Here is a 24073-nt window from a genome sequence, read left to right as displayed (position 1 = left end):
GCTCGTTCGCACACGAACAGCTCCGGGGACCCGATATGAAGACAATCATTGTTGCCGCAGCGCTCGTGCTGCCGTTCGCAGCAACGGGCGCGCTTGCCCAGGAACGTGCCGGCGATGCCGCGCTCGGCGCGCTGTCCGGAGCGGTCGTGCTGGGACCGATCGGTGCGGTGGCCGGCGCCGTGGTCGGCTATACCGCCGGTCCATCGATCTCGCGGTCGTGGGGCATGCGGCGTTCTGACGCGCGCGGGCCCAAACGGGCTGCATCGGAGCGTCGCGCCGCTCCGCGGCAGGCCGCGCAAGCGAAGACCGCGACCGCGCCGAGCCGCGTTGCACAGAATCCGCCGATGCCCTCGTCGCCGTCCGCCGCCGCGCCAGCTCCGGTGCGGGCCGCCTCGCCACCGCCGGTACAGGGCTTCGAATAGCCGTTTCATTTCACCGCACGCCACCTGCGGGATGGCTCGCCGCGCGGAACCGGGTATGCTGATGGTGCCTGTGGGGGAGCACCGTCATGTCCGTCGTCGCCAATATCCTCGTTGCGCTCGTCGCTTTGCTGCACATCTACTTTCTGGTGCTGGAGATGTTTCTCTGGACCAGGCCGCAGGGCCTGAAGACCTTCGGCAACACGCCCGAGGCTGCGCAACAGACGGCGGTGCTCGCCGCCAACCAGGGCCTCTACAACGGCTTCCTCGCTGCCGGCCTGATCTGGGGGCTGCTGCACCCGGTCGCGACGGTCGGTTTCCAGATCAAGGTGTTCTTCCTGCTGTGCGTGATCGTCGCCGGGCTCTATGGCGGCTACTCGGCAAAACCGAAGATCATTGTCGTGCAGGCGCTGCCGGCGCTGATCGCGCTCGTCCTGGTGTGGCTCGCCTGAGAGGCTTCCGGCGACGCAGGTTGCCAGCGGCGTCATACCCAATGCGCCGAGAGCATGACGGCACGGTAGATCGTGCAGCCGAGCATGAGGAGCTGTAGGGTGATCAGGATCCCAAAAAGGGAAGCATGAAACGCTGGCGTTTCTGGTGCAGGCTTCGCCTAAGGAAATGCACCTTGCACCTTCTTGCCGAGCTCCTCGCCTCGCTTCCTGCTGAAGTTGCGATAGGTCGAGGACATGGCTGCGGCTGGCATTACAACGAGCCAAACCTGAAATATCGGAAAGACTGAAAGATAGCCAAAAGCGCTTTCGGTTCTGATCCGATGAACACCGAACCGATCTGATATGAACTCGATTGGATCGGGGTGGGGAAACTTCGCGTACACATAGACCGATATTGCGATGCCGATAGCGGCCAGGACCGCCCCACTGATGGAAGCCCACGTCGAGTACCGCGCAATCAGGTTGTCCATCGAGATCGCATCGGTCACGCGTAACCTCATGTGCGGGCAACACCCCTCTCAAGATGATACCACGTCCATGGCAGCGTCCCCGGGTTCCCCGTCGGTCCCTAATGCGCCGTTAACCTTTGCGTAACGCCCCCTTAAACCGCCGCCGATAGCGTGCGAGCGGACAGGCGTGCGTGGGTAGCGTTGCGGATGGGATCTTCACGGCGAAACGGCGAGGGACGCCGCGAGCCTCGGTTCGGGCCGAGCTCGTCGCTGGTCGACCTGCGCCTCGGCGAGGACGATCGCGTCCGCGTCGCCGAGCCCAAAGCCGCGCCCAAACGCCGCAAGGCCGCCCCTGTCGACGTCGACGACGAGCCCGATGAGCCGCCGCCGCGCCGCCCAGTCAAAAGCAAAACGCGCGGCAAGGCGAACCGCAGCCGCGGCACGTTCGGGATCGGTCGCCTGATCTATTGGGGCGCGGTGCTCGGCCTGTGGGCGGTGATCGGCGTCGTCGGCCTCGTGATCTATATCGGGGCGCACCTGCCGCCGATCCAGTCGCTGGAAATCCCCAAGCGCCCCCCCACCATCCAGATCGTCGGCAATGACGGCAGCATGCTCGCCACCCGCGGCGAAATGGCCGGCGCCAATGTCGCGCTGAAGGACTTGCCGCCCTACCTGCCGAAGGCGTTCATCGCCATCGAGGACCGCCGGTTCTACTCGCATTTCGGCGTCGATCCCGTCGGCATCCTGCGCGCAGCGGTCACCAACCTGCTGCATCGCGGCGTGTCACAGGGCGGCTCGACGCTGACCCAGCAGCTCGCCAAGAACCTGTTCCTGACCCAGGAGCGCACCATGCAGCGCAAGCTGCAGGAGGCGGAGCTCGCGATCTGGCTGGAGCGCAAGCACTCCAAGAACGAGATTCTCGAGCTCTATCTGAACCGGGTGTATTTCGGCTCCGGCGCCTATGGCGTCGAGGCGGCTGCGCAACGCTATTTCGGCAAGTCCGCGCGCAATGTCACCGTCGCCGAAGCGGCAATGCTGGCCGGCCTCGTCAAGTCGCCGTCGCGCCTGGCACCCAATCGCAATCCGGAAGGCGCCGAGCGCCGCGCCCAGACTGTGCTCGCCGCCATGGCGGACGCCGGTTTCATCACCGCGGCCCAGGCCACCGCCAATCTCGGTCATCCGTCCTACGCGGTGAAGCCGGCGGGTGCCGGCACCGTCAACTATGTCGCCGACTGGGTCGCCGACGTGCTCGACGACCTTGTCGGGCAGATCGACGACAACATCACCGTCGAGACCACCATCGATCCCAAGCTGCAGAGCGTCGCGGAAGCGGCCATCATCGACGAGCTCGCCGCGAAGAGCGTCAAGTTCAACGTCTCGCAGGGCGCGCTGGTGGCGATGACGCCGAATGGCGACGTGCGCGCCATGGTCGGTGGCCGCAACTATTCCGACAGCCAGTTCAACCGCGCCGTCACCGCCAAGCGCCAGCCGGGCTCGGCCTTCAAGCCGTTCGTCTACCTCACCGCCGTCGAACAGGGCCTGACGCCGGAGACCATTCGCCAGGACGCCCCGCTCGACATCAAGGGCTGGAAACCCGAAAACTACACCCACGAATATTTCGGCGCCGTCACGCTGACCCAGGCGCTGGCGATGTCGCTCAACACCGTCGCGGTGCGCCTCGGCCTCGAGGTCGGGCCGAAGAACGTGGTGCGCACAGCGCACCGGCTCGGCATCTCCTCAAAGCTCGACGCCAACCCGTCGATCGCGCTCGGCACCTCCGAGGTCTCGGTGCTCGAGCTGGTCGGCGCCTATGCGCCGTTCGCCAATGGCGGTCACAGCGTGTCGCCGCATGTCATCAGCCGGATCAGGACCACCGAGGGCAACAAGGTGCTGTACGCCCGCGCGGTCGATCCGCCGAACCAGGTGATCGAGCCGCGCTATGTGGCGATGATGGACGCCATGATGCAGGAGACCCTGCTGACGGGCACCGCGCGCAAGGCCGAGCTGCCCGGCTGGCAGGCTGCCGGCAAGACCGGCACCAGCCAGGACTTCCGCGACGCCTGGTTCATCGGCTTCACCGCCAACCTCGTCACCGGCGTCTGGCTCGGCAACGACGACAACTCGCCGACCAAGAAAGCCACCGGCGGCGGCCTGCCGGTGGAGGTGTGGACGCGCTTCATGCGCACCGCCCATCAGAACGTGCCGGTGGCGACGCTGCCCAATTCCGACCGCAGCCTGTTCGCCGGCCTCAGCGGCCTGTTCGGAGGCGGATCGCAGGCGCCGGTGACACCGGCGCCGCAGCCTCAGCAGCCGCAATGGCAAGCGCAGCCGAGCGCGCCGCCCGCGCCACAGACATCGTCTCCGGGTTATGCACCACCACCGCAGGCCGGCACCAACCCGCGCCCACCGGTGACGCAGACCTCGGCCCGCCCGGAGGCGGCCGCCGGCCTCGATGGCTGGCTGGTCGACCGCCTGTTCGGCGGCCGGCGCTGACGCCCCTTCGCCTTCAGTTGTTCGCAGTCGCCCGGGTGCGCTTGACGAGGTGCGCCTCGATCGCCTTGGCGATGCGGCTGGCGTTGTAGGGCTTGCGCAGCACCGCGAACCCCTCGCGGCGCGCGGCGTTGGCGCTGGCGCTGTAGCCGGTGACGAGGATGATGGGGATGCCGGGAAACAGCGTGCGCATGCTGCGCGCGACGTCGAGGCCGTCCATCTCGCCGGGCATCACGATGTCCGACAGCACGATGTCGATGCCGCGCACATTGCTGAGCGCCGCCAGCGCGTCGACGCCGTTGGTGACGGTGACGACGCTGTGGCCGAGGCGCTCGAGATACTCGCGTGACACCTGCGCCACCTCCTCGCTGTCCTCGACCAGCAGCACCTTGGCCGTGAGCGCCTGGGGCTGGGCGGCCATCCCCCTGTCGTCGCCGGCAGGAAGCGCGGCCGCCGCCGCGATCTGGCTGACACGCGGAATCACCAGCGTGATGGTGGTGCCGAGCGAGGGCGCGGTGTCGATGGTGATGGCACCGCCGGACTGCTTGGCGAAGCCATAGACCTGGCTGAGGCCGAGCCCGGTGCCCTGTCCCGGCGGCTTGGTCGTGAAGAACGGCTCGAACACCCGCGCCAGCACCTCGGGCGGCATGCCCTCGCCGCTGTCGATGACCCGGAACGCGACAAAATCGCCGGTCAGCCCGTCGAATTTCGGATCGCCCGACAGTGTCGTCGGCGCGGCCGACAGCGTCAGCCGGCCGCCATTGGGCATGGCGTCGCGGGCGTTGACCGCGAGATTGAGCAGCGCCAGCTCGAGCTCGCCGGCATCGACCCGCGCGAAGCATGGCTGCGGCGGCGGCAGCACGCTGAGCGCGATATCGCCCTTGATCGAGCCGCGCAGCACGTCCTCCATCTGGCCGAGGAAGCGCGCGACGTCGACAGTGGCGGGGGTGATCGCCTGGCGGCGGGCAAACGTCAGCAGGTGGCGGATGAGGTTCTCGCCGCGCTTGGCGGCGGCGGTGATCATATCCAGCGTCTTGATCTGCTTCGGCTCCGTGAGGTCGCGGCGCAGCCGGTCGGCGCCGCCGATCACCACCATCAGCAGGTTGTTGAAGTCGTGGGCGATGCCGCCGGTGAGCTGGCCGATCACCTCGAGGCGTTGCGACTGCCGCAGCGCGCCCTCCACCCGCTCGCGGGCATACATCTCGGCATACAGCGCCCGCGTCCGCCGCAGCGCCAGCCAGCTGATCGCGATCAGCAGCAGTGTCGCGGGCACGCCGAAGATCATGTGCGTGCCGAGGAACGTCAGCCAGTCGGAGCGCACGGCCGCTTCCGACACGCTGGTCAGCACATAGAGCGGATAGTTCGCGAGCCGCCGGTAGGCCACCCGCCGCGGCTCGCCATCGAAGGTCGATACGCCACTATAGGAGCCCTTCTCGGGCGAGTGCGCGATCTGGCTGGTGAAGGGCGCCGTGGACGGCAGCTTGCTCGCCAAGTCCTGCGGCACCGGATAGCGCACCAGCACGGCGCCGTCGGCGCGCAGCAGCAGCATCGCGGTGCCGTGGGAGGTGATGTCGATGATACGGCCGTAGAATTCGTCGAAGTAGGACGGCGGCACCGAAGCCACGATGACGCCGTCGAACTTGCCGTTCTCGGTCCGCCGCCGGCGGGCGACGTTGAACTGCGGCCGCTCGCCACCCGGCAGGGTCAGCACCTGGCCGATATAGGTGCCGCTATCGGACGCGGCGAGCGCCTTGAAATAGTCCCGCTGCGACCAGTCGAGCTGCACCGCGGGCAGGCCGGAGGTCGACACCCGCAACCGTCCGTCGGCGCCGACGATCGAGATCGCGTCGATCTGCGGCAGCGTCGCCGCGATCTTGCCGAGGCGGGCATGCAGCTGCGCCTCGCGCTTGATCATGTCCTCGTCCGACAGGCCGTCGACCATCTCGTCGACTTCGGCGATCGAGCGCTCGATGGTCTCGAACACCTTGAGGGCATGCTCCTGCAGGATGTTCAGGTTGGTCTCGAGGCGCTCGTCGGCCTGGCGCGATGCGCTGCGCCATTCCAGCAGCGCCACGTACAAAAACAGCAGCAGCGGGACCACGAAGCACGCGGCTACGGTCAGCTTCAGGAAGCGGAGGGGTGCCCTATCCCGGTTTGGCATTCAGTCCGTGCGCGCAACGACCCCCGACGACCGGGGCTCACGATCCCAGCCAGCGTAAGGGAATTGGACAGCGCCGCAAAGCGCTCCCTCTGGTGGATGGCCGCGCCGGGCGACAGTGGCGCAGGCGGTGGTATCGTCACGCTGTCTCGCCCGCCGGCCGCAATTGCCAAACCGGGCGTCCTGTGACAGGGATTTGTGCGATGTGACGGGCCGTCAGGGCCGCAGCCGCGTCTGTCCCCAGAGCCGGCCCCGCGCCTCCCCGTGACAAGGACCCCAAGCCAGCGATCATGTCCCGTCCCGAGCTGAAGAATTTCCGTCGCATCGTCGTCAAGGTCGGATCGTCGCTGCTGGTCGATTCCGCCGAGGGCAGGGTGCGCGAGGCATGGCTCGCCGCGCTGGTCGCCGACGTGGCGGCGCTGCATCGCGACGGGCGCGACGTCATGATCGTGTCATCGGGCTCGATCGCCCTCGGCCGCAGCAAGCTGAAGCTGCCGCGTGGTCCGCTCAAGCTGGAGGAAAGCCAGGCCGCCGCCGCCGTCGGCCAGATCGCACTGGCCCGCACCTGGTCGGAAGTGCTCGGCGCCCACGGCATCGGCACCGGACAGATCCTGGTGACGCTGCAGGACACCGAGGAGCGGCGGCGCTACCTCAACGCCCGCTCGACCATCGGCAAGCTGCTGGAATGGCGCGCCGTGCCGGTGATCAATGAAAATGACACCGTCGCCACCAACGAGATCCGCTATGGCGACAACGACCGCCTGGCGGCTCGTGTCGCCACCATGGCGAGTGCCGACCTCCTGGTGCTGCTCTCCGACATCGATGGCCTGTACGATTCCCCGCCGGGGGCCAACCCGAACGCCCGGCTGATCCCGTTGGTCGAGAGCGTCACCGCAGAGATCGAGGCGATGGCGGGAGCCGCCGAATCCGAGCTGTCGCGCGGCGGCATGGCGACCAAGATCGAGGCCGCCAAGATCGCGACCACCGCGGGCACCCATATGCTGATCGCCTCCGGCAAGGTCGACCACCCGCTGCGGCGGGTCGCCGATGGCGGGCCCTGCACCTGGTTCCTGACCCCGGCCAACCCGGTGACGGCGCGCAAGCGCTGGATCGCCGGGTCGCTGGAACCGAAGGGAACCCTGACCATCGATGCCGGTGCTGTGGCGGCGCTGCGCGCCGGCAAGAGCCTGCTGCCCGCCGGGGTGATCCGGGTGGACGGCCAGTTCGCCCGCGGCGACGCCGTGATCGTGCGCGACCCGGACAACCATGAGATCGGCCGCGGGCTGGTGGCGTACGACGCCGACAACGCCGAGCAGATCAAGGGCCGGTCGTCCTCGGAAGTGATGGCGATCCTTGGCATTTCCGGCCGCGCCGAGATGATCCACCGTGACGACCTGGTGATCGGGCCGAAGCACGGCGACTGAGGCCCCCGGAAGGAACCTGCGCGCGGCCAGTGGCCGAGTCGCCGACCGGCGCAGGCCGCTGCATCACAGCAATGCGGCCCAAACCCTCGCGATTCCCGAATTGAGGTGCTAGAACAGCACCTTATCCAAAACCCGGATTTTCCATGACCGCGTCCCTCACAGCCGTTGCCCCTTCCCAGGACCAGCAGGGAACTCAGGACCTGCCGGCCCTGATGAGCGACCTCGCCCGCAAGGCCAAGGCCGCCGCCCGGGTGCTGGCGCTGGCGCCGGCCGAGCAGAAGGACCGTGCGCTCGCGGCGATGGAGCAGGCGATCCGCAATGCGACGCCGCAGATCCTTGCGGCCAACGCCGAGGACGTCGCAGACGCGCGCGCCAATGGCCTCAGCACAGCCCTCATCGACCGTTTGGTGCTCACCGAGGCGCGCATCGCCGCGATGGCCGAAGGCATCGAGGTGGTGCGCGGGATTGCCGATCCCGTGGGCAAGGTCACTGAAAGCTGGCAGCGCCCCAACGGCATGGTGATCGAGCGCGTGCGGGTGCCGCTTGGCGTCATCGCTGTGATCTTCGAGAGCCGCCCCAACGTGACCGCCGACGCCGGCGCGCTGTCGCTGAAATCGGGCAACGCCGTGATCCTGCGCGGCGGCTCGGACGGCTTCCGCTCGAGCCGCGCCATCCACGCCTGCCTGGTCGCCGGGCTGCGCGAGGCGGGCCTGCCGGAAGCAGCCATCAGCTTCGTACCGACCCGTGACCGCGCCGCCGTCGGGCTGCTGCTCGGCGGCCTCGACGGCAATGTCGACCTGATCGTGCCCCGCGGTGGCAAAAGCCTCGTCGCCCGTGTCGAGGCCGAGGCACGCGTGCCGGTGTTCGCCCATCTCGACGGCATCAATCACGTCTATGTCGACCACACCGCGCCGCTCGCCATGGCGGAGCAGATCGTGCTCAACGCCAAGATGCGCCGCACCGGCGTCTGCGGCGCCGCCGAGACGCTGCTGGTCGAGCGCGCCGCTGCATCCAGCCATCTCAAGCCGCTGGTGTCGATGCTGCTCGACGCGCACTGCGAGGTGCGCGGCGACGCCGAGGTGCAGCGCGCCGACGCGCGCGTGACGCAGGTCTCCGACGAGGACTGGGCGACCGAATATCTCGACGCCATCATCGCGGTGAAGCTGGTCGACGGCGTCGACGACGCGATCGCCCATATCGAGCGCTACGGGTCGCACCATACCGACTCGATCGTCACCGAGGACGCGAAGGCCGCCGCGAAATTCCTCGATGAGGTCGATTCCGCGATCGTGCTGCACAACGCCTCGACGCAGTTCGCCGATGGCGGCGAGTTCGGCTTCGGCGCCGAAATCGGCATCGCCACCGGCAAATTCCATGCGCGCGGCCCGGTCGGCGCCGAGCAGCTGACAAGCTTCAAGTACCGCATCCACGGCACGGGACAGACCCGCCCGTGACCACGCCCGCGCAGCGCGCGACCGCCGAGATCGACAGCGCCATGGACGAACGCGCGGTGCCGCCGCATGCCGCCGGCATGCGCATCGGCCTGCTCGGCGGCTCGTTCAATCCGCCGCACGCCGCCCACCGCGCCATCAGCCTGTTCACCATGAAGCGGCTGCGGCTCGACCGCGTGTGGTGGCTGGTCACGCCCGGCAATCCGCTCAAGGACACCAGCGCGCTGCATGAACTGAACGCGCGCGCCGCGGCGGCGCAGGCGGTGGCGAACGATCCACGCATCGACGTGACATGTCTCGAAGCTGTCATTGGCACGCGCTACACTGCCGACACTATCGCGTATCTGCGCCGCCGTTGCGCCGATGTTCGCTTCGTATGGATCATGGGCGCCGACAACCTCGCGCAGTTCCATCGCTGGAGAAACTGGCAGCTGATCGCCGGCCAGGTTCCCATCGCCGTGATCGATCGCGCCCCGCAAAGTATTCGCGCCCTGGCCTCTCCCGCCGCACAGGCCCTCGCCCCATATCGCATCGGTGAGCAGAGCGCCGGGCTGCTCGCCACCCGCCGCGCGCCGGCGTGGACCTTTCTGACCGGCCTGAAACTGAACCTGTCGTCGACGGCGCTGCGGAACCACGACGGCAGCTGGAAAAGCAACACTGACGAGAATGCCGAAGCACCGCGACCACTGGACGATTGAAAGCGTTAACGCAACCCGCTTACTATGATCACCGGGCACCGGATTCGGTGCTCGCGATACAGTGAAAGGAATGGTCCCTGACCACATCTGTATTGTCCCGGGCGAGAACAAACCCTGTGCCCGTTGCGGTCCTGAAGGCGCGACCTGACGCCGACGAGACCCTGAACCTGATCCTCTCCCGCCTCGACGATATGAAGGCGGAAGAAACGATCACGATCGACCTTCGCGGCAAATCCCCCCTCACCGACTTTGTGATCGTCACCTCGGGCCGGGCCAACCGGCACGTCGGCGCGATCGCCGAGAACGTGATGAAGGGCTTGAGCGAAGCCGGCATCAAGAACATCCATGTCGAAGGCCTGCAGAACGCCGACTGGGTGCTGATCGATTCCGGCGACGTGATCGTCCACGTGTTCAGACCGGAAGTCCGCGAGTTCTACAATCTCGAGAAGATGTTGACCGCGGGCGAGAAGGCAGCGCGCAAGAGCTGACGTTCGCTCAACTGACGTCCCGCTGCACGGGTTCGCCGCATATGCGGCGAACTGTGCACGAACCTGCGAGGCGCGGGGGACACCGGTTGCGCTGGAGATGGCGAGCGGCTTTAGGTGGCCGCAACCCTCGCCTGTCATGATTCGTGCATGCGCATCCTCGTCGTTTCCATCGGCCGACTGAAGCAAGGCCCCGAACGGGAGCTGGCGGAGCGTTATCGCGACCGTTTCACGGATTTGAGCCGCAAGCTCGGTTTCCGCGGCCTCGATATCGTCGAGCTCGCCGAAAGCCGGGCCCGCGACGCTGCTACCCGCATGACCGAGGAAGCCGCGGCGATCGCCGCCGCCATCCCGGAACGCTCGGCGCTGGTGCTGATGGACGAGCGCGGCAAGAGCCTCGACAGCGCGACCTTTGCCCGCCATTTAGGCACCTGGCGGGACAGCCAGACCGCCCAGACGGCATTCGTGATCGGCGGCGCGGACGGACTTTCGCCTGAATTGCGGCGCAAGGCTGATTTGACGATTGCTTTCGGAGCGGCGACATGGCCCCACCAGATGGTCCGGGTCATGCTGCTGGAACAGATTTACCGGGCGGCGACCATCCTGGCCGGTCACCCCTATCATCGCGCGTGACGCGCTCGACCATGAACCTGACCGGACACGCTGTGGTGCAACGTGAACGCTGGCGACGCGCGGCCTCCGCGCCGGCGCTGATGTTTGCATTGTCCGCAATCCTGGCATCGAGCGTTACGCTTCCGGCCGCCGACGCGCAGACCACGACATCCCCGACCAAGGCGCGGACCACCGCCGGCCAGCGGACGCCGGCGCCGGCCGGTCAGACGGCGCCCGTGCCGCAGCCTGCCGACGTCGCCGCCGCACCGGCGGACAAGCCTCCCGGCGGCGCGCTGTCCGAGGACACAATCAAGCAGCGCGCGCAGGAGCTCGACGCGGCGCGAACCCAGCAGAAGAATTCCGAAGAGCTGCAGCAGAAGCTCAAGGCCGACATTGCCGCGATCGGCCAGGACCGCGGCAAGCTCAACCAGCAGCTGATCGATATCGCTGCGCGGGTGCGCAGCATCGAGGGCCGCATGGCCGACACTGAGACCCGGCTGCGCCCGCTCGATGAACGCGAGCAGCGCGTTCGCGCCTCACTGGAGTCACGCCGCTCGGAGATCGTCGAGGTGCTCGCAGCCTTGCAGCGCGCCGGCCGGCGTGCACCGCCGGCGCTGCTGGTGCGGCCGGAAGACGCGCTGCAGTCGCTGCGCACGGCGATGCTGCTCGGCGCCGTCGTGCCGGAGATGCGCGCCCGCGCCGATGCGCTGGTAACCGATCTCGGCGAGCTCGTGGGCTTGCGCAAGTCGATTCGCGACGAGCGCGACCAGCTCGCCGCCGACCGCGACAAGCTCACCACCGACCAGGCCCGGCTGGCCGCATTGATCGACGAGCGACAGAAGCAGCAGAGCACCGCGGAAAGAGACATGGAGGCCGAGCGCCAGCGCGCGCTCGCGCTGTCCAGGCAGGTCGAGAGCCTGCAGGACCTGATCGCCAGGATGGAGCAGGACCTCAAGACCGCCGCCAAGGCCGCCGCCGCGGCGAGCCAGCAGGGCGCGCCGCCCACGGTCAACGGCAAGCCGAATTTCGCCGCATTGAAGGACCCCGGACGGCTCAGCCCGGCGATCGCCTTCGCCTCGGCCAAGGGGCTGCTGTCCTTCCCGGTCAACGGCACCAAGATCCGCGATTTCGGCGGATCCGATGGCGCCGGCGGGCTGGAAAAAGGCATTTCTTTGGCAGCCAAACCCGGCGCCCAGGTCACAACCCCGTGTGATGGTTGGGTTGTTTATTCCGGCCCGTTCCGCAGCTATGGACAACTCTTGATCCTCAATGCCGGCGGCGGGTATCATGTCCTGATTGCCGGGATGGAGCGGATTTCAGTCAATATCGGCCAGTTCGTACTGACGGGTGAGCCGGTGGCGACGATGGGGACGACGTCCCAGGTCGCGTCGATCCTGGCGACTGCCTCCAGTCAGCCCGTACTGTATGTCGAGTTCCGCAAGGACGGGACTCCGATCGATCCAGGCCCATGGTGGGCCGCAAGTGAAGGCGAAAAGGTTCGCGGATGATGCGCAAGACTTCCCTGGTTCTTCTCAGTGCGGCGGCGGGCGCGGCAGCGACCCTTTTCATGACCCAGCCGCGCGCTGTGATGGTTGGATCGAGCGCGCGGGCCGCCTCGTCCGACACCTATCGCCAGCTCAACCTGTTCGGCGACGTCTTCGAGCGCGTGCGCAGCGACTATGTAGAGAAGCCTGATGACAGCAAGCTGGTGGAGTCCGCCATCAGCGGCATGCTGTCCGGCCTCGACCCGCACTCCAGCTACATGGACGCCAAGAGCTTCCGCGACATGCAGGTGCAGACCCGCGGCGAGTTCGGCGGCCTCGGCATCGAGGTCACCATGGAGGACGGCCTGATCAAGGTGGTGTCGCCGATCGACGACACCCCGGCCTCGAAGGCCGGCATCCTCGCCAACGACATCATCACCAACCTCGACGACGAAGCGGTGCAGGGCCTCACCCTGAACCAGGCCGTCGAGAAGATGCGCGGCCCGGTCAACACCAAGATCAAGCTCAAGATCATCCGCAAGGGCGCTGACAAGCCGATCGAGGTGACGCTGACCCGCGACAACATCCGCGTCCGCTCGGTTCGCGCCCGCGTCGAGGATGGCGATATCGGCTACATCCGCATCACCACCTTCAACGAGCAGACCACCGAAGGCCTCAAGCGCGAGATCACCAACCTCACCGGCCAGATCGGCGCCGACAAGGTCAAGGGTTTCATCCTCGACCTGCGCAACAATCCGGGCGGCCTGCTGGAAGAGGCGGTGTCCGTGTCCGACGCGTTCCTCGATCGCGGCGAGATCGTCTCGACCCGCGGCCGCAACGCCGAAGAGACCCAGCGCCGCACCGCCAAGTCCAAGACCGCCGACCTGATCAAGGGCAAGCCGCTGATCGTGCTGATCAACGGCGGCTCGGCCTCGGCCTCGGAAATCGTCGCCGGCGCGCTGCAGGACCACAAGCGGGCGACGCTGCTCGGCACCCGCTCGTTCGGCAAGGGCTCGGTGCAGACCATCATCCCGCTCGGCTCGGGCAACGGCGCACTGCGGCTGACCACGGCGCGCTACTACACGCCGTCGGGCAAGTCGATCCAGGCCAAGGGCATCATCCCGGACATCGAGGTGATGCAGGACGTGCCGGACGAGCTGAAGTCGCGCACCGACACCAAGGGCGAGGCGTCGCTGCGCGGCCACCTCAAGGCCGATGGCCAGGAGGAGACCGGATCGCAGTCCTACGTGCCGCCGGAGGCCAAGGATGACAAGGCGCTGAAGTCGGCAACCGACCTGCTGCATGGCATCAAGGTCAACGCCTCCAACACCGCGACCCCGACGCCGAACACCCCGGCCACCAAGGCGGCGAACTGAGCGGTTCGCCGCGTTTCCGAGATCCAATTTCCCAGATCCAAGGGCGGCCGTCGGGCCGCCCTTTCCATTTGCAGGCCTTATCGGGCGAGCGCCTCCGGCGATCGTGGTAGTGTCGGCAGACTGATTCGCGGGATTGAAGGGCCGTGACCACCGACGACCTGAGCGCACCTCTGGGGCAGGGCCCGGCGCGGAAACGGCGGTTCCGCCTGCCCGTGACGCCGCCCCAGGTGCTTGCGATCGGGCTTGGCCTGTTTCTGGTGACATTCGCCGGCTTTGCGCTGTTCAACGACAACCCGCTCGGCGGCGAGCCGCTGGTGCGCCTGACCTATGATCCGGCAGCGCTGCCCGGCGACAAGCCGGCCAAGGCGCCTGCCGCGGCGGCCGCCCCGGCGGAGCCCGCCAAGCACGAGGCTGCGACAGCGGCCAAACCCGCCGAGCCGGCCCCCGGCCAGAAGACCATCACGATCATCGACGGCTCGAACGGCGCGCGCCGCGATGTGGTGGTCGGAACCGGCGAGCCCGGCGGTGATGGCGACGCCATCCCTCTCGTGGTCGCCCCGGGCATCAATCCGCGACTGCTGGAAAAGTCCCGCCACGGCCTCATCCCCGTGGTGGCCGACGGCCTGAAGCCGTTCCGTGCCTATGGTGCCGGCACCGACGCCGACCGCGCCCGGGCGGCGAAGATGCCGAGCATCGCCATCGTGGTCACGGGGCTCGGGGTCGGTGCGGCCAAGACCGCTGACGCCATCGTCAAGCTGCCCGGCGCCGTGACGCTGGCCTTCACACCCTATGGCGCCGATCCCGCCAAGCTCGCGGAACGGGCCCGGGCGCAGAAGCACGAGCTGCTGCTCCAGGTTCCGATGGAGCCGTTCGACTATCCCGACAACGATCCCGGCCCGCAGACGCTGCTGACCTCGCTGCCGCCGGACCAGAACCTCGACCGCCTGTACTGGCATCTCAGCCGGATCCAGGGCTATGTCGGCCTCGCCAATTTCATGGGCGCGCGCTTTGTCGCCACCGATGCGGTGATGCAGCCGCTGCTCAAGGAAGCCGCCAAGCGCGGCCTGTCCTATCTCGACGATGGCTCCTCGCCGCGCAGCGTCGCGGCCCAGGCCGCCGAGAACGCCGTGCTGCCCTTTGCGCGGGCCGATGCCAGCATCGACGCCGTGCCGTCCGCCGCCGAGATCGACCGCGCGCTCGGCCGGCTGGAGAGCCTCGCCCGGGAACGCGGCGTCGCCATCGGCATCGCCTCGGCGCTGCCGATCTCGGTGGAACGCATCAACACCTGGGCGAAGACCCTGGAAGGTCGTGGGATTTTGCTTGTGCCGTTGACAACCGCGATGCTCAAATCAAAATCGAGCTGATCCCGCTGTTCCACCGCGGGCGACCGCACGACGAGAGGTCCCGAAGAGTCGCCAGTGGCGACTCCAACGACAAAAGGCTGAATCCGAATGGCGCACTACGATGACCTGCCCTATCGCACCTGTGTCGGCGTGATGCTGATCAACGACAAGGGGCTGGTGTTCATCGGTCGGCGCGCCGGCGGCATCGAGCATGTCGACGAGAATCACGTCTGGCAGATGCCGCAGGGCGGCGTCGATCCCGGCGAGGACACCTGGGCCGCCGCACGGCGCGAGCTTTATGAGGAAACCAACGCGCGCTCGGTCGAGAAACTCGCCGAAATCTCCGACTGGCTGATTTACGATATTCCACGCACCATTGCCGGCCGCGCCTGGAAGGGCCGCTACCGCGGCCAGAAGCAGAAATGGTACGCCATGCGCTTCACCGGCAGCGACAGCGAGATCAACGTCACGAGTCCTGCCGGCGGCCACAAGCCGGAATTCGTCACCTGGCGTTGGGAGCCGATGCGCAACCTGCCCGAACTGATCGTGCCGTTCAAGCGCCCGGTCTATGAGCGCGTCGTGCAGGAGTTCAAGCCGTTCGCCGCGAAGGACTGAGCGGGATACGCGCGCGCTGAACCGCTAGCCGTCAGACATCTCTCCTCATGCGGCTTCTCCCCTCATGATGAGGAGGCGCGTCAGCGCCGTCTCGAACCATGAGGCCCTCGACGCGCATCGCGCCGCGAGGCCTTGGCCTCATTCTTCGAGACGCCCGCATTGCGCAGCGCCGCAGAGCCTGACTGAAAAAGGCTCTGACCTTCGTGTTTGTCGTCGCCCTTCGAGGACCGCCTACACGATCGGCTCCAGCGCCTCCTCCGGCAGGTGCGCGACGACGAAATCGACGAAGGCGCGCAGCGCCGGGTTGCGATGGCGGTTGCCCGGCCACGCCAGCCACAGGCTGCCGCGCGGCGCCATGTAGTCCGTCAGCACGGCGCGCAGCTCGCCGCTCTCGATCAGCGGACGGGCGACGAACACCGGCAGCAGTGCGACGCCAAGGTCACTCAGCACCGCGCCGGCGATGCCGTCGGAATTGTTGAAGGTCAGCCCGGCCGGGATCGGCGTCTGGGCATAGGCATCGCGAAAGCACCAGAACTGCGTGAGCCCGCTGGTCGGAAAGCGGAAATGAATGCAGCGATGGCGGGCGAGATCATGCGGCGTCCGCGGCGGCGCGTGCCGCGCGAAATAAGCCGGCGATCCACACACGACGAAGTGCTGCGGACCGAGGCGCCGCGCGATCAGCGTCGAATCGGCGAGCTCTCCGGTGCGGATGACGACATCGATGCCGTCGCCGACGATATCAACCAGGCGATCCTCGAGCTGGATGTCAAGCTCGATCTCCGGATAGCGCTCGACGAAGGTCGCGAGCGAGGGCAACAGGATGAGGCGACCGACATTGTGCGGCAACGACACCCGTAGCCGGCCGCGCGGGGTTTCCCGCCGCTCCATCACCACCTGCTCGGCCTCACTGAGGTCCTCGAGGATGCGATGGGCGCGCTCGTAAAACACCGCCCCGGCGTCGGTGAGCGTGACGCTGCGGGTGGTGCGGGCCAGCAGCCGCACCCCAAGCCGGGCCTCGAGACGGGCCACCGCCTTGCCGACCGCCGAGCCGGAGATGCCAAGCAGGCGTCCGGCCGCCACGAAGCTGGACTGTTCCGCCGCCCGTACGAAGGCCGCGACCCCGCCAAGGGCATCGAGATTGCGGAGCTTTTGTCCGTTTTGATCGGCCATTCGGCCACATTCTAATCCAAAGAGATAGAGAGTCTATTGCGCCTCCCGTTTGCCAAGAAAAGCCGCCTGCCATGCTCCAGCCAGTTCCCGCCGACACCGCAGTCACCGCCCGCCCCGTATCGCTGCAGCGAACGCTTCTGCTGCCGGGGCTGGTGATCATGCTGGGGCTGATGAGCCTGGGCGCGCCGATGGTGGTGCTGGCGGTCGAAGTCGACCGCGCCCTCGGCTTCGGCCCCGTGATCGCGGGCCTCGTGCTGGCAACCGAGGCGCTGGTCACGCTGATCACCCGCCCCGCGGTCGGCCGCATCGCCGACCGCCGCGGCACGCGCCGCGCCGTGATCCTCGGGCTCGTCGCGGCCGCCATCTCGGGGCTGTTCTACCTGCTGGCGGGGCTGCTGCCGCTCGGTCCGATCGGGGCACTGGCTTTGATCCTCGTCGGCCGGGTCGCCATGGGCATCGGCCAGGGCTTTCTGTTCACCGGCGGCACCGCGTGGTCCGTCGACCTCGTCAGCTTCGACCAGGCCGGCCGCGCGATCTCATGGATCGGCATGGCGATGTTTGTCGGCATCGCCGCGGGCACCGCGCTCGGCGGCATGGCCGGCAGCCTCGCGGCCTCGCTTCCGCCGGCCGTCTCCGCCAACGGCTTCGCGGTTGCCGCGCTGCTGACCATGACGGCGCCGCTCGCAGGCCTCGTCATCGCCGCATTCGCACCTGCCGCCCCGATCCACCACGATGACGCAACGCCAGCGTCGCTGCGCCAGATCGCCCGGGCGATCTGGCGGCCGAGCCTTGGATTCGGCCTCGCCGCGACCGGCTACTCGGCGGTGACTTCGTTCGCGGTGCTCGCCTTTGTCACGCGCGGCTGGAGCGGCGGCGACATCGCATTGTCGGCGTTCGTCACCGCCTTCGTGGCTGCCCGCGTGCTGTTCGGCGACATCAGTGACCGCGCGCGGGGGTCGCTCCCGATCCTGCTGTCGCTGGCCGCGCTCGCCGGCGGCCTGCTGGTGCTGTGGGTCGCGCCGGTGCCATGGCTTGCGATCGCCGCTGCGTCACTCAGCGGCTTCGGCATGTCGCTGACCTATCCGCTGCTCGCACTGCCCGCGATCCGCGCCGTGCCGCGCGCCCAGACCGCTTCCGCGATCGGCCTCTATGACGGCTCCTACGATCTCGCCGCGCTGATCACCCCGCCGATCTGCGGCGTCATCGCCGCGACCACCGGCTATCAGACGATCTTCCTCGTCGCCGGCATCGCCGTGCTGGCGGCGATGCTGCCGGCCCACGCAGCCTGGCGCATCGATCAGGCCAATCGCGGCGGCGTTTCGTCCGTGTCGTAATAGAGGTCGGTGACGATCGCCGTCAGCGCGGAATGCTCCGCGCCTGACGCGATCAGCCGGCATTGTGTTTCGACCCGCACGAACCGCCGCGCCGACGTCACCGACCGGATGTCTGCATGCAGCACCAGCACGGTATCCACGGCCACCGGCTGGCGAAAACGGATCTCGCGATAGCCGGCGGTCAGGCAGCGGCCGAAGTCGACCACTGCATAGACCTGCAGCAGCCGGTGCGGCAACAGCGCGAGCAGCAGGTTGCCCGGCACGATGGTGCGGCCGCCCGGCAGCTCGGTGGCGGCGCGTGCGACGTCGCAATGGATCCATTGCCGATCGCCGCTGAGCGCGACGAAGCGGTCGATCTCGTCCTGCGACACCGCGAACGCTTCGCTCGCGGGCAGCGCCACGCCGACATGCGCCACAAGATCGGCCGCGCGGGCGACGCGCAACGTCATGGCGCACCCTCCGCACGCAGCAGCACCGCCGATCCCAGGCCTCCGGCAGCGGCAATGGCGCCCAGCGCCACGGCGCCGGAGGGCGCCGCCTGCAGCTCGTGCCACAGCCGCACCGCGACGATGGCGCCCGACGCACCGATCGGATGGCCGCGCGCCAGCGCGCCGCCGCCGGGATTGACCCGCACCGGGTCGAGACCGATCTCCTGCGCACAGATCATCGCCTGCACCGCGAATGCTTCCATGATCTCGGCCAACGCGATCTCCGGCAACGTCACGCCTGTCCGCCGCATCGCATCCTGCGCGGCCGCGATCGGCGCGACGCCGGGCCGCTCGGGATCGCCGCCGCGCCGGGCGCCGCCGATGACGCGGATTACGCGCCCGGCCGGATGCAGACGCCGCAAGCCGGCCTCCGACGCAAGCAGCACCGCCGCCGCCGCATCGGCCTCCACCGCAACCGTCGCCGCGGTCACGCCATGGCTGGCGCTGCCGGCGAGCACGGGCAGGCGCGCGCAGAGCCCCGCGGACAGCCGCCGCGTGAACGCATCGCTCGCAAGCCCGGCGACCGGCACGATTTCTCCCGCCGCCGGGCCGCGTGCCAGTGCCTTGCGGTGGCTGTCGACGGCGAACGCCTCCTGCGCAGCGCGTGCAATGTCCCACTCGGCCGCAAGCTGCGCCGCCGCCGGAATCATGTCGGGATCGCGCGACGGCCAGGGCGTGAATGGCGGCCGCTCATAGGGCTGTGGCGCTGCGGTGGCGTCGAGCGGACGATGCGCGCGGACCGGCGCGCGGCTGAAGCTCTCGAGACCACCGGCGATGATCACATCCGCGTCGCCGGCACGGATCCGCGCCGCCGCGAGCAGGATGGCGTCGACGCCTGCGCAGCACTGGGTGTCAATAGTCGAGGCCGGCATCTCTTCCGGCAGGCCGGCGCGCAGCGCCGCGACGCGCGCCGGATTGCCGCCGCCATAGAGCGCATTGCCGAGCATCACCTCGTCGATATCGGTCGCAGCGACGCCGGTGTCGGCACACACCGCGCGCAGCACGGCATCGGCGAGATCGGCCGCCTCGATGCGTGCGAAAGCGCCTCCGCGCGGCGCCACCGCCGTGCGCCGGGCCGCGGCCATGAACACCGCGCTCACGACAGCCTCACGGCTGCACCGGTGCGAAACATCACGCGCAGCGCTTCGAAATCGGTTTTGCCCGAACGCGTCAGCGGCCAGTCGGCGACTGTGGCGTAGATCCGCGGCACCTTGGTGAGCGGCAGCGCGCGCCGCGCGTGCGCGATCAGGTCCGCGGCCACGACCGCACTATCAGGCTGGAGCTGCAGCAGCGCGACCAGGCGCTCGCCGCGTCGCGCATCGTCGATGCCGAGCACCGCCGCCGTCGCGACCGCCGGATGGCGCTCGAGCACCCGTTCGATCTCTTCGGGATAGACGTTCTTGCCGGAGGTGACGATCTTGCGGCCGGCGCGACCGACCAGATGCAGAAAGCCGCGCCCATCGCGGAAACCGATGTCGCCAACCGAAATCGCATCGCCGTGGTGCAGCAGATCCGCCGCCTCGCCGCAGGCATACGCCATGAACAGGAACGGGCTGGTGACGAAGACATAGCCGACGCGGCCCGCCGGCAGCGCGCGCCCGGCACGGTCGCGGATGGTGATGGTCGCGCCCGAGAACGCCCGGCCGACCGAGCCCTCCGGCACATCGTCCTCGGCCTTGGCCACCGTCATGAAGCTGGTTTCGGAAGCGCCGTAAAACTCGGCGAACCGCGCCTGCGGAAACCGCGACAGCAACTGTGCGCGCAACGCCGGCGGCGACTTGGCGCCGGACGACAGCAGCCAGCGGAGAGAGGAGAACGCGCGATCCCCCGCGGCATCGGCGATGAGTTGAAGCTGGGTGGGCACGCCATAGAGCACGCTCGCCTGTTCCTCCTCGATCAGCCGCACCACGGCGTCAGGCCGGAAGCGACGGCACAGCACAACCCGTGCGCCGGCGTGCAGCCCGTGCATCAAGGCGTACAGGAACAGCGAGTGGGTCAGGGTGCCCGGTGCGAGCACGACATCGTCGGCACCGACGCCGAACTCGATGGCATCATGGCGAAAGCTTTCGGACCACGAGCGGTGATGGCGCCGATAGCCCTTGGGCTCGCCGGTCGATCCGGAGGTGAAGCCGACATAGAACGGCAGGAGATCATCGGGCTCGGCGACGACCGGAACATCAGCCGGCGCGCCAAGCACGGACAACAGCTCTGCAGCGGGCATGAAGGGATCATCGAGGACCGTCACGCCGGCTCCGGCAAGGCCGGCATCGGTGCTGACGGTCCAGGCCGGCACGAGCTGCGCCAGTGTCGCGCGGGTCATCGCCGCCGGCCATTGCGGATCGAGCACCTGCGCCTCGCGTCCGGCGCGCGCCACGGCGAGCACGAGCAGCGCCAGCGCCGGTCCGGTGGGCAGATGCAGCGCGACGCCAGACGCCGGCGGCGTGGCGGCCGCGACGAACGCCGCCAAACGATTGATCACGCCGTTGAGCACACTCGAGGTGAGCCGCTGGTCCTCGAACACCAGGGCATCGCGCTGCGGCATGCGGGCGGCATGGCTCGCCAGCGCCGCCGTCACGCTCACGCGCCGCGCCCCAGGGCGGCCGGGTAGCTGCGCGCCGCCGCTTGTGCGAGCGCCGCAGCCGCGACCGTCTTGACGAGATCGCCGGGGATGAACACCGCTGTCGCCAGTAGCGCCTGCCAGGCAGCCATCCGGGCCATCACCATCAATCCGACCACGCCGCAGGCATAGACGACGACCACGCCGCCGATGATCGCGGCGATCAGCGCCGCGGCAAACACAGGCAGGCGCGGCAGCGCCCGCATCACGGCGCCGGTGACGAAGGCGCCCGGCACCCAGCCGAGCAGAAAGCCGACCGAGGGGCCGAAGAACACGCCAAGGCCGCCACGGCCGCCGGCGAGCAACGGCGCACCGAGCGCCACCACGAAGATCAGCAGCAGCACCGCCAGCGTACCATGACGCGGGCCGAGCACGATGCCGGCGAGCATTACGCCGAGGGTCTGCGCAGTGATCGGCACGCCGCTCGCGATCGGCAGGTGGAAGGTCGGCAACAGCCCGAGTACCGCGATCATCGCGGCAAACAGGGCGATACGGACGATGGCACGGGTTTCCATGCGGCGCTCCTCAGGACGGACGATGCGGCCGGCCATAGCCGCGCGCATCGAGGGCTTCAGCAACATGATCGGCGAGACGCAGGGTCTCGGCCAGGAACAGCACGACGATGCGCAACGGCACCCGCCGCGACGAGCGGGCCTGCCATGCTTCCTCGCGCGCGCGCCAGTTGGCGAGCAGCACCGGAATGAAACGCAGCACCAGCGCCACCGCGAGCGCGATCTTGCGCGCATTGACGCCGAACGGACGCAGCAGGCGGAACAGCGGCTCGACCGCATCCATCAGCGCCGTCATGGTGGTGGTCATGGTGACGAGATCGGCCGCGAGCACCATCACCAAGAGACGCAGCACCACCACGGCGCCATCCTGCCACTGATTGAACACCCCCTGCAGGCCACCGACGATCACCAGCAATGGCAGCAGCGGCCGGAACAGACCGAGCCGCTGCAGCGCCGCGCGCCCGAGCGCGGCATAGAGCCCGACCAGCGCGGCAAGGCACAGCGCCAGCAACCGCCAGTCCTGCACCGGCAGCAGCGCGAGACTGACCGCGGCAAGCGCGACAAGTTTCAGCCCTGCCGGCAGCCGGTGCAGCCAGGTGTCGCGCGCGAGGTAGCCGCCCATCATGCCGCGCCGCTCTCCAGCAAAACCGCGCCGCGCGCGGCGGCATGGGCGCGGTAGAGCGGCAGCACCTCGGCGGGCGACGCATCAGCGCGCACCGTGCCGCGGTCGAGCCAGATCACCCGATCAAAGTCGTGCAGCAGGTCGAGGTCGTGGCTCGCCATCACGATCTGCTGCGGCAGTTGCGCAAGCCGCGCCGACAGCGACAGGCGGGTCGGCAGGTCGAGGCTCGCGAACGGCTCGTCGAGCAACAGAATCGACGGTGCGGGCGCAATCACCGCAAGGATGCAGACGAGCTGCTTCTGGCCCTCGGACAACTCATGGACGGCGCGCTCGCGCCAGCCCGCGCAGCCATGGCGCGCTAGCAGCTCGTCAGTGGCGCGGCGTGCATCTGCGGCGCTGGCGCCGCGTTCGGTGAGGCCGAAGGCGATCTCCTCGCCCACTGTCGGAAAGATGATCTGGTGGTCGGGATTCTGGAATACGAAGCCGACGCCGTCGGCGAGATCGCGGCCCCGCAGGGGACGGCCGTTGATCACCACGTCCCCCTGATCGGCGCGCAGCAGGCCGTTGGCGAGGCGCAGCAGGGTGCTCTTGCCCGAGCCGTTGTCGCCGACGAGGCCGATGCGCCGCTGCGACAGGTCGAGCGACAGATCCTCGAATACGGATCGCCCGTCGCGCGCGAAGCTGACCTTGCGGAAACAAAGGCCGCGCGCCGTCGGAGCATCCGCCGCTGTGGCGGGAGCGGGCTGGACAGCGGCGGAGCGCTTTGGTCGTATGGCCTCGAACAGCTTCAACGGATCCTCGTGGCCGCATGTCCCCCGGGGCGGACGGCGGCGCAATCTAGGCGATCGCGCGCCGGCCGTCATGCGTCAACAGGTCATGGCCGCCGCGCGCGGGAACCCAATCATGGCAGATCACGGCACCAGCATGACGGATGCAAAACCTTATCGACTCAACGTCGGCGCGGCCCTGTTCAACAGCCATGGCGAGGTGCTGATCGCGCGGCGCTTTCGCGACGACGGACCCGAGGTGATCTACCCCGGCCTCGAATGGCAGATGCCCCAGGGCGGCATCGACCCGAATGAGGATCCGCGCGAGGCGGTGAAGCGGGAGCTGTGGGAGGAGACCGGCGTGGTCGACGCCGCGATTCTCGCGGAAACCAGCTGGATGGCCTACGACTTCCCGCCCTATGACGGCCCGCCGCATCGCCTGTCGATCTTCCGCGGCCAGCGCCAGAAGTGGTTCGCCCTGCGCTTTACCGGCGACGAGCGCGCCATCGATCCGCTGTCGCCGCGCAACGGCCAGCCGCCGGAGTTCGATACCTGGCGCTGGGAGCGCCTCGATCGCATCGCCGCGCTGGTGGTGCCGTTCCGACGCGACATCTACACTGCCGTCGCCGCGGAGTTCGCGCCTTTCGCGCGCCCTGCCTGAAAAGCGGACTGTTGAAGCGCCGGAAATATCGGCTTTCTCCGCCATGCCCGGCCGGGCGCCAGCCACACCCGCTGCGTCATTGCCGGGCCGGCAATCCAGCTTCCTTGCGGCGTAACGCTACTCGGCTGTGCCGAGTTGCGTTTGTGAAAGGCCCAGATCGAAAACATCCGACTTGGGCTGTCACGGCGCTGCGCGCCGGCCCGGTGATGACGCTGAAACTACCGAAGCGCCGCGTGTCTCTGCCAGCAGCCGGGCTCATCGGCTTCTCTTCGCGTGAGCCTCTGAAGCGCCAACAAGCAAAAAAGTTCTGGTGTCAAGTCCTTCGTGCAAATCACGCAGAGCTTGAAACCGTATATGGGACAGTAGGTTAGCTCGTTTTCAGGCCACTTTGCGGAAGTGCGGCCTTGTGGGCTAGGAGCCACATAGGAGCGTCGGGAGGGAAAGCC

General features: G+C 68.3%; 23 protein-coding genes. 14 read left to right on the top strand and 9 right to left on the bottom strand.

All coding sequences use genetic code 11. From position 1 onward, the window contains the following. Nucleotides 1-35: 35 nt before the first annotated feature. The gene (locus tag AB4Z37_RS31315) at nucleotides 36-422 is read left to right on the top strand and encodes a DNA-directed RNA polymerase subunit N (RefSeq protein ID WP_441520581.1); all 387 of its coding nucleotides are present in this window, start codon (nucleotides 36-38) and stop codon (nucleotides 420-422) included. An 86-nt stretch (nucleotides 423-508) separates the two neighbouring features. After that, nucleotides 509-871 carry a DUF1304 domain-containing protein gene (locus AB4Z37_RS31310; protein ID WP_441520580.1) on the top strand — a complete coding sequence of 121 codons (363 nt, stop codon included), beginning with the start codon at nucleotides 509-511 and terminating at the stop codon, nucleotides 869-871. Nucleotides 872-1029: 158 nt separating this feature from the next. Here AB4Z37_RS31310 and AB4Z37_RS31305 read toward each other — a convergent pair whose 3' ends face one another. Continuing rightward, the gene (locus AB4Z37_RS31305) at nucleotides 1030-1359 is read right to left on the bottom strand and encodes a hypothetical protein (RefSeq protein ID WP_441520579.1); all 330 of its coding nucleotides are present in this window, start codon (nucleotides 1357-1359) and stop codon (nucleotides 1030-1032) included. Between the two features lie 168 nt (nucleotides 1360-1527). Between AB4Z37_RS31305 and AB4Z37_RS31300 the strand changes: the two genes are divergently transcribed. Next, on the top strand, nucleotides 1528-3813 hold the full coding sequence (locus tag AB4Z37_RS31300; protein ID WP_441520578.1) for a transglycosylase domain-containing protein: 2286 nt from the start codon (nucleotides 1528-1530) through the stop codon (nucleotides 3811-3813). Nucleotides 3814-3826: 13 nt separating this feature from the next. Here the strand turns inward: AB4Z37_RS31300 and AB4Z37_RS31295 are convergent, their stop codons facing one another. After that, nucleotides 3827-5911 carry an ATP-binding protein gene (locus AB4Z37_RS31295; RefSeq protein WP_441520577.1) on the bottom strand — a complete coding sequence of 695 codons (2085 nt, stop codon included), beginning with the start codon at nucleotides 5909-5911 and terminating at the stop codon, nucleotides 3827-3829. A gap of 347 nt (nucleotides 5912-6258) precedes the next feature. Here AB4Z37_RS31295 and proB point away from each other — a divergent pair, with 347 nt between their 5' ends. The 9 genes from proB (at nucleotide 6259) to AB4Z37_RS31250 (ending at nucleotide 15456) form a co-directional block, all read left to right on the top strand. Beyond that, nucleotides 6259-7392, top strand: a complete 1134-nt coding sequence (gene proB / locus AB4Z37_RS31290; RefSeq protein WP_441520576.1) for a glutamate 5-kinase — start codon at nucleotides 6259-6261, stop codon at nucleotides 7390-7392. Between the two features lie 143 nt (nucleotides 7393-7535). After that, complete coding sequence (locus tag AB4Z37_RS31285; protein WP_441520575.1) at nucleotides 7536-8846, top strand: glutamate-5-semialdehyde dehydrogenase; 1311 nt, start codon at nucleotides 7536-7538, stop codon at nucleotides 8844-8846. A 41-nt stretch (nucleotides 8847-8887) separates the two neighbouring features. Then, a complete protein-coding gene (locus AB4Z37_RS31280) occupies nucleotides 8888-9541 on the top strand; it encodes a nicotinate-nucleotide adenylyltransferase (RefSeq protein WP_441520597.1) in 654 nt (217 codons plus the stop codon). 131 nt (nucleotides 9542-9672) lie between these two features. Next, entirely contained in the window at nucleotides 9673-10029 is a 357-nt protein-coding gene (rsfS, locus tag AB4Z37_RS31275; protein ID WP_441520596.1) for a ribosome silencing factor, read from the top strand. A gap of 147 nt (nucleotides 10030-10176) precedes the next feature. After that, nucleotides 10177-10659: a 23S rRNA (pseudouridine(1915)-N(3))-methyltransferase RlmH gene (gene rlmH / locus AB4Z37_RS31270; RefSeq protein WP_441520574.1), complete on the top strand. Its 483-nt coding sequence runs from the start codon at nucleotides 10177-10179 to the stop codon at nucleotides 10657-10659. Nucleotides 10660-10670: 11 nt separating this feature from the next. After that, nucleotides 10671-12146, top strand: a complete 1476-nt coding sequence (locus AB4Z37_RS31265) for a murein hydrolase activator EnvC family protein (RefSeq protein WP_441520573.1) — start codon at nucleotides 10671-10673, stop codon at nucleotides 12144-12146. After that, nucleotides 12143-13498 (top strand): S41 family peptidase, encoded by a 1356-nt coding sequence (locus AB4Z37_RS31260; protein WP_441520572.1) that lies wholly within the window; start codon nucleotides 12143-12145, stop codon nucleotides 13496-13498. The genes AB4Z37_RS31265 and AB4Z37_RS31260 overlap by 4 nt, the downstream gene beginning before the upstream one ends. A 143-nt stretch (nucleotides 13499-13641) precedes the next feature. Continuing rightward, complete coding sequence (locus AB4Z37_RS31255; RefSeq protein ID WP_441520571.1) at nucleotides 13642-14862, top strand: divergent polysaccharide deacetylase family protein; 1221 nt, start codon at nucleotides 13642-13644, stop codon at nucleotides 14860-14862. 87 nt (nucleotides 14863-14949) lie between these two features. Beyond that, nucleotides 14950-15456, top strand: a complete 507-nt coding sequence (locus tag AB4Z37_RS31250; protein WP_441520570.1) for an RNA pyrophosphohydrolase — start codon at nucleotides 14950-14952, stop codon at nucleotides 15454-15456. Nucleotides 15457-15687: 231 nt separating this feature from the next. Here AB4Z37_RS31250 and AB4Z37_RS31245 read toward each other — a convergent pair whose 3' ends face one another. Continuing rightward, nucleotides 15688-16626: a LysR substrate-binding domain-containing protein gene (locus tag AB4Z37_RS31245; protein WP_441520569.1), complete on the bottom strand. Its 939-nt coding sequence runs from the start codon at nucleotides 16624-16626 to the stop codon at nucleotides 15688-15690. A 71-nt stretch (nucleotides 16627-16697) separates the two neighbouring features. Between AB4Z37_RS31245 and AB4Z37_RS31240 the strand changes: the two genes are divergently transcribed. After that, nucleotides 16698-17960 (top strand): MFS transporter, encoded by a 1263-nt coding sequence (locus AB4Z37_RS31240; protein ID WP_441520568.1) that lies wholly within the window; start codon nucleotides 16698-16700, stop codon nucleotides 17958-17960. On the opposite strand, the gene AB4Z37_RS31235 is transcribed toward AB4Z37_RS31240, so the two are convergent. From AB4Z37_RS31235 to AB4Z37_RS31210, 6 genes are read right to left on the bottom strand one after another with little or no spacing between them, the layout of a single operon-like run. After that, nucleotides 17924-18409, bottom strand: coding sequence for a MaoC/PaaZ C-terminal domain-containing protein (locus AB4Z37_RS31235; protein WP_441520567.1), 486 nt, complete (start codon nucleotides 18407-18409; stop codon nucleotides 17924-17926). The genes AB4Z37_RS31240 and AB4Z37_RS31235 overlap by 37 nt on opposite strands. Then, complete coding sequence (locus tag AB4Z37_RS31230; RefSeq protein WP_441520566.1) at nucleotides 18406-19548, bottom strand: thiolase family protein; 1143 nt, start codon at nucleotides 19546-19548, stop codon at nucleotides 18406-18408. Before AB4Z37_RS31230 ends, AB4Z37_RS31235 begins: the two co-directional genes overlap by 4 nt. Further along, nucleotides 19545-21029 carry a class I adenylate-forming enzyme family protein gene (locus AB4Z37_RS31225; RefSeq protein ID WP_441520565.1) on the bottom strand — a complete coding sequence of 495 codons (1485 nt, stop codon included), beginning with the start codon at nucleotides 21027-21029 and terminating at the stop codon, nucleotides 19545-19547. The genes AB4Z37_RS31230 and AB4Z37_RS31225 overlap by 4 nt, the downstream gene beginning before the upstream one ends. Beyond that, on the bottom strand, nucleotides 21026-21580 hold the full coding sequence (locus tag AB4Z37_RS31220; RefSeq protein WP_441520564.1) for a biotin transporter BioY: 555 nt from the start codon (nucleotides 21578-21580) through the stop codon (nucleotides 21026-21028). Before AB4Z37_RS31220 ends, AB4Z37_RS31225 begins: the two co-directional genes overlap by 4 nt. Nucleotides 21581-21590: 10 nt before the next feature. Continuing rightward, nucleotides 21591-22202: a CbiQ family ECF transporter T component gene (locus tag AB4Z37_RS31215; RefSeq protein ID WP_441520563.1), complete on the bottom strand. Its 612-nt coding sequence runs from the start codon at nucleotides 22200-22202 to the stop codon at nucleotides 21591-21593. Then, complete coding sequence (locus AB4Z37_RS31210; protein WP_441520562.1) at nucleotides 22199-22990, bottom strand: energy-coupling factor ABC transporter ATP-binding protein; 792 nt, start codon at nucleotides 22988-22990, stop codon at nucleotides 22199-22201. Before AB4Z37_RS31210 ends, AB4Z37_RS31215 begins: the two co-directional genes overlap by 4 nt. A 133-nt stretch (nucleotides 22991-23123) precedes the next feature. On the opposite strand from AB4Z37_RS31210, the gene AB4Z37_RS31205 reads away from it, so the two are divergent. Next, nucleotides 23124-23627 carry an RNA pyrophosphohydrolase gene (locus AB4Z37_RS31205; protein ID WP_441520595.1) on the top strand — a complete coding sequence of 168 codons (504 nt, stop codon included), beginning with the start codon at nucleotides 23124-23126 and terminating at the stop codon, nucleotides 23625-23627. Nucleotides 23628-24073 lie beyond the last annotated feature (446 nt).

This window comes from Bradyrhizobium sp. 2TAF24 (genome assembly GCF_052115025.1).
Classification (GTDB): Bacteria; Pseudomonadota; Alphaproteobacteria; order Rhizobiales; family Xanthobacteraceae; genus Bradyrhizobium_A.
This window is presented reverse-complemented; position numbering and strand designations above follow the sequence as displayed.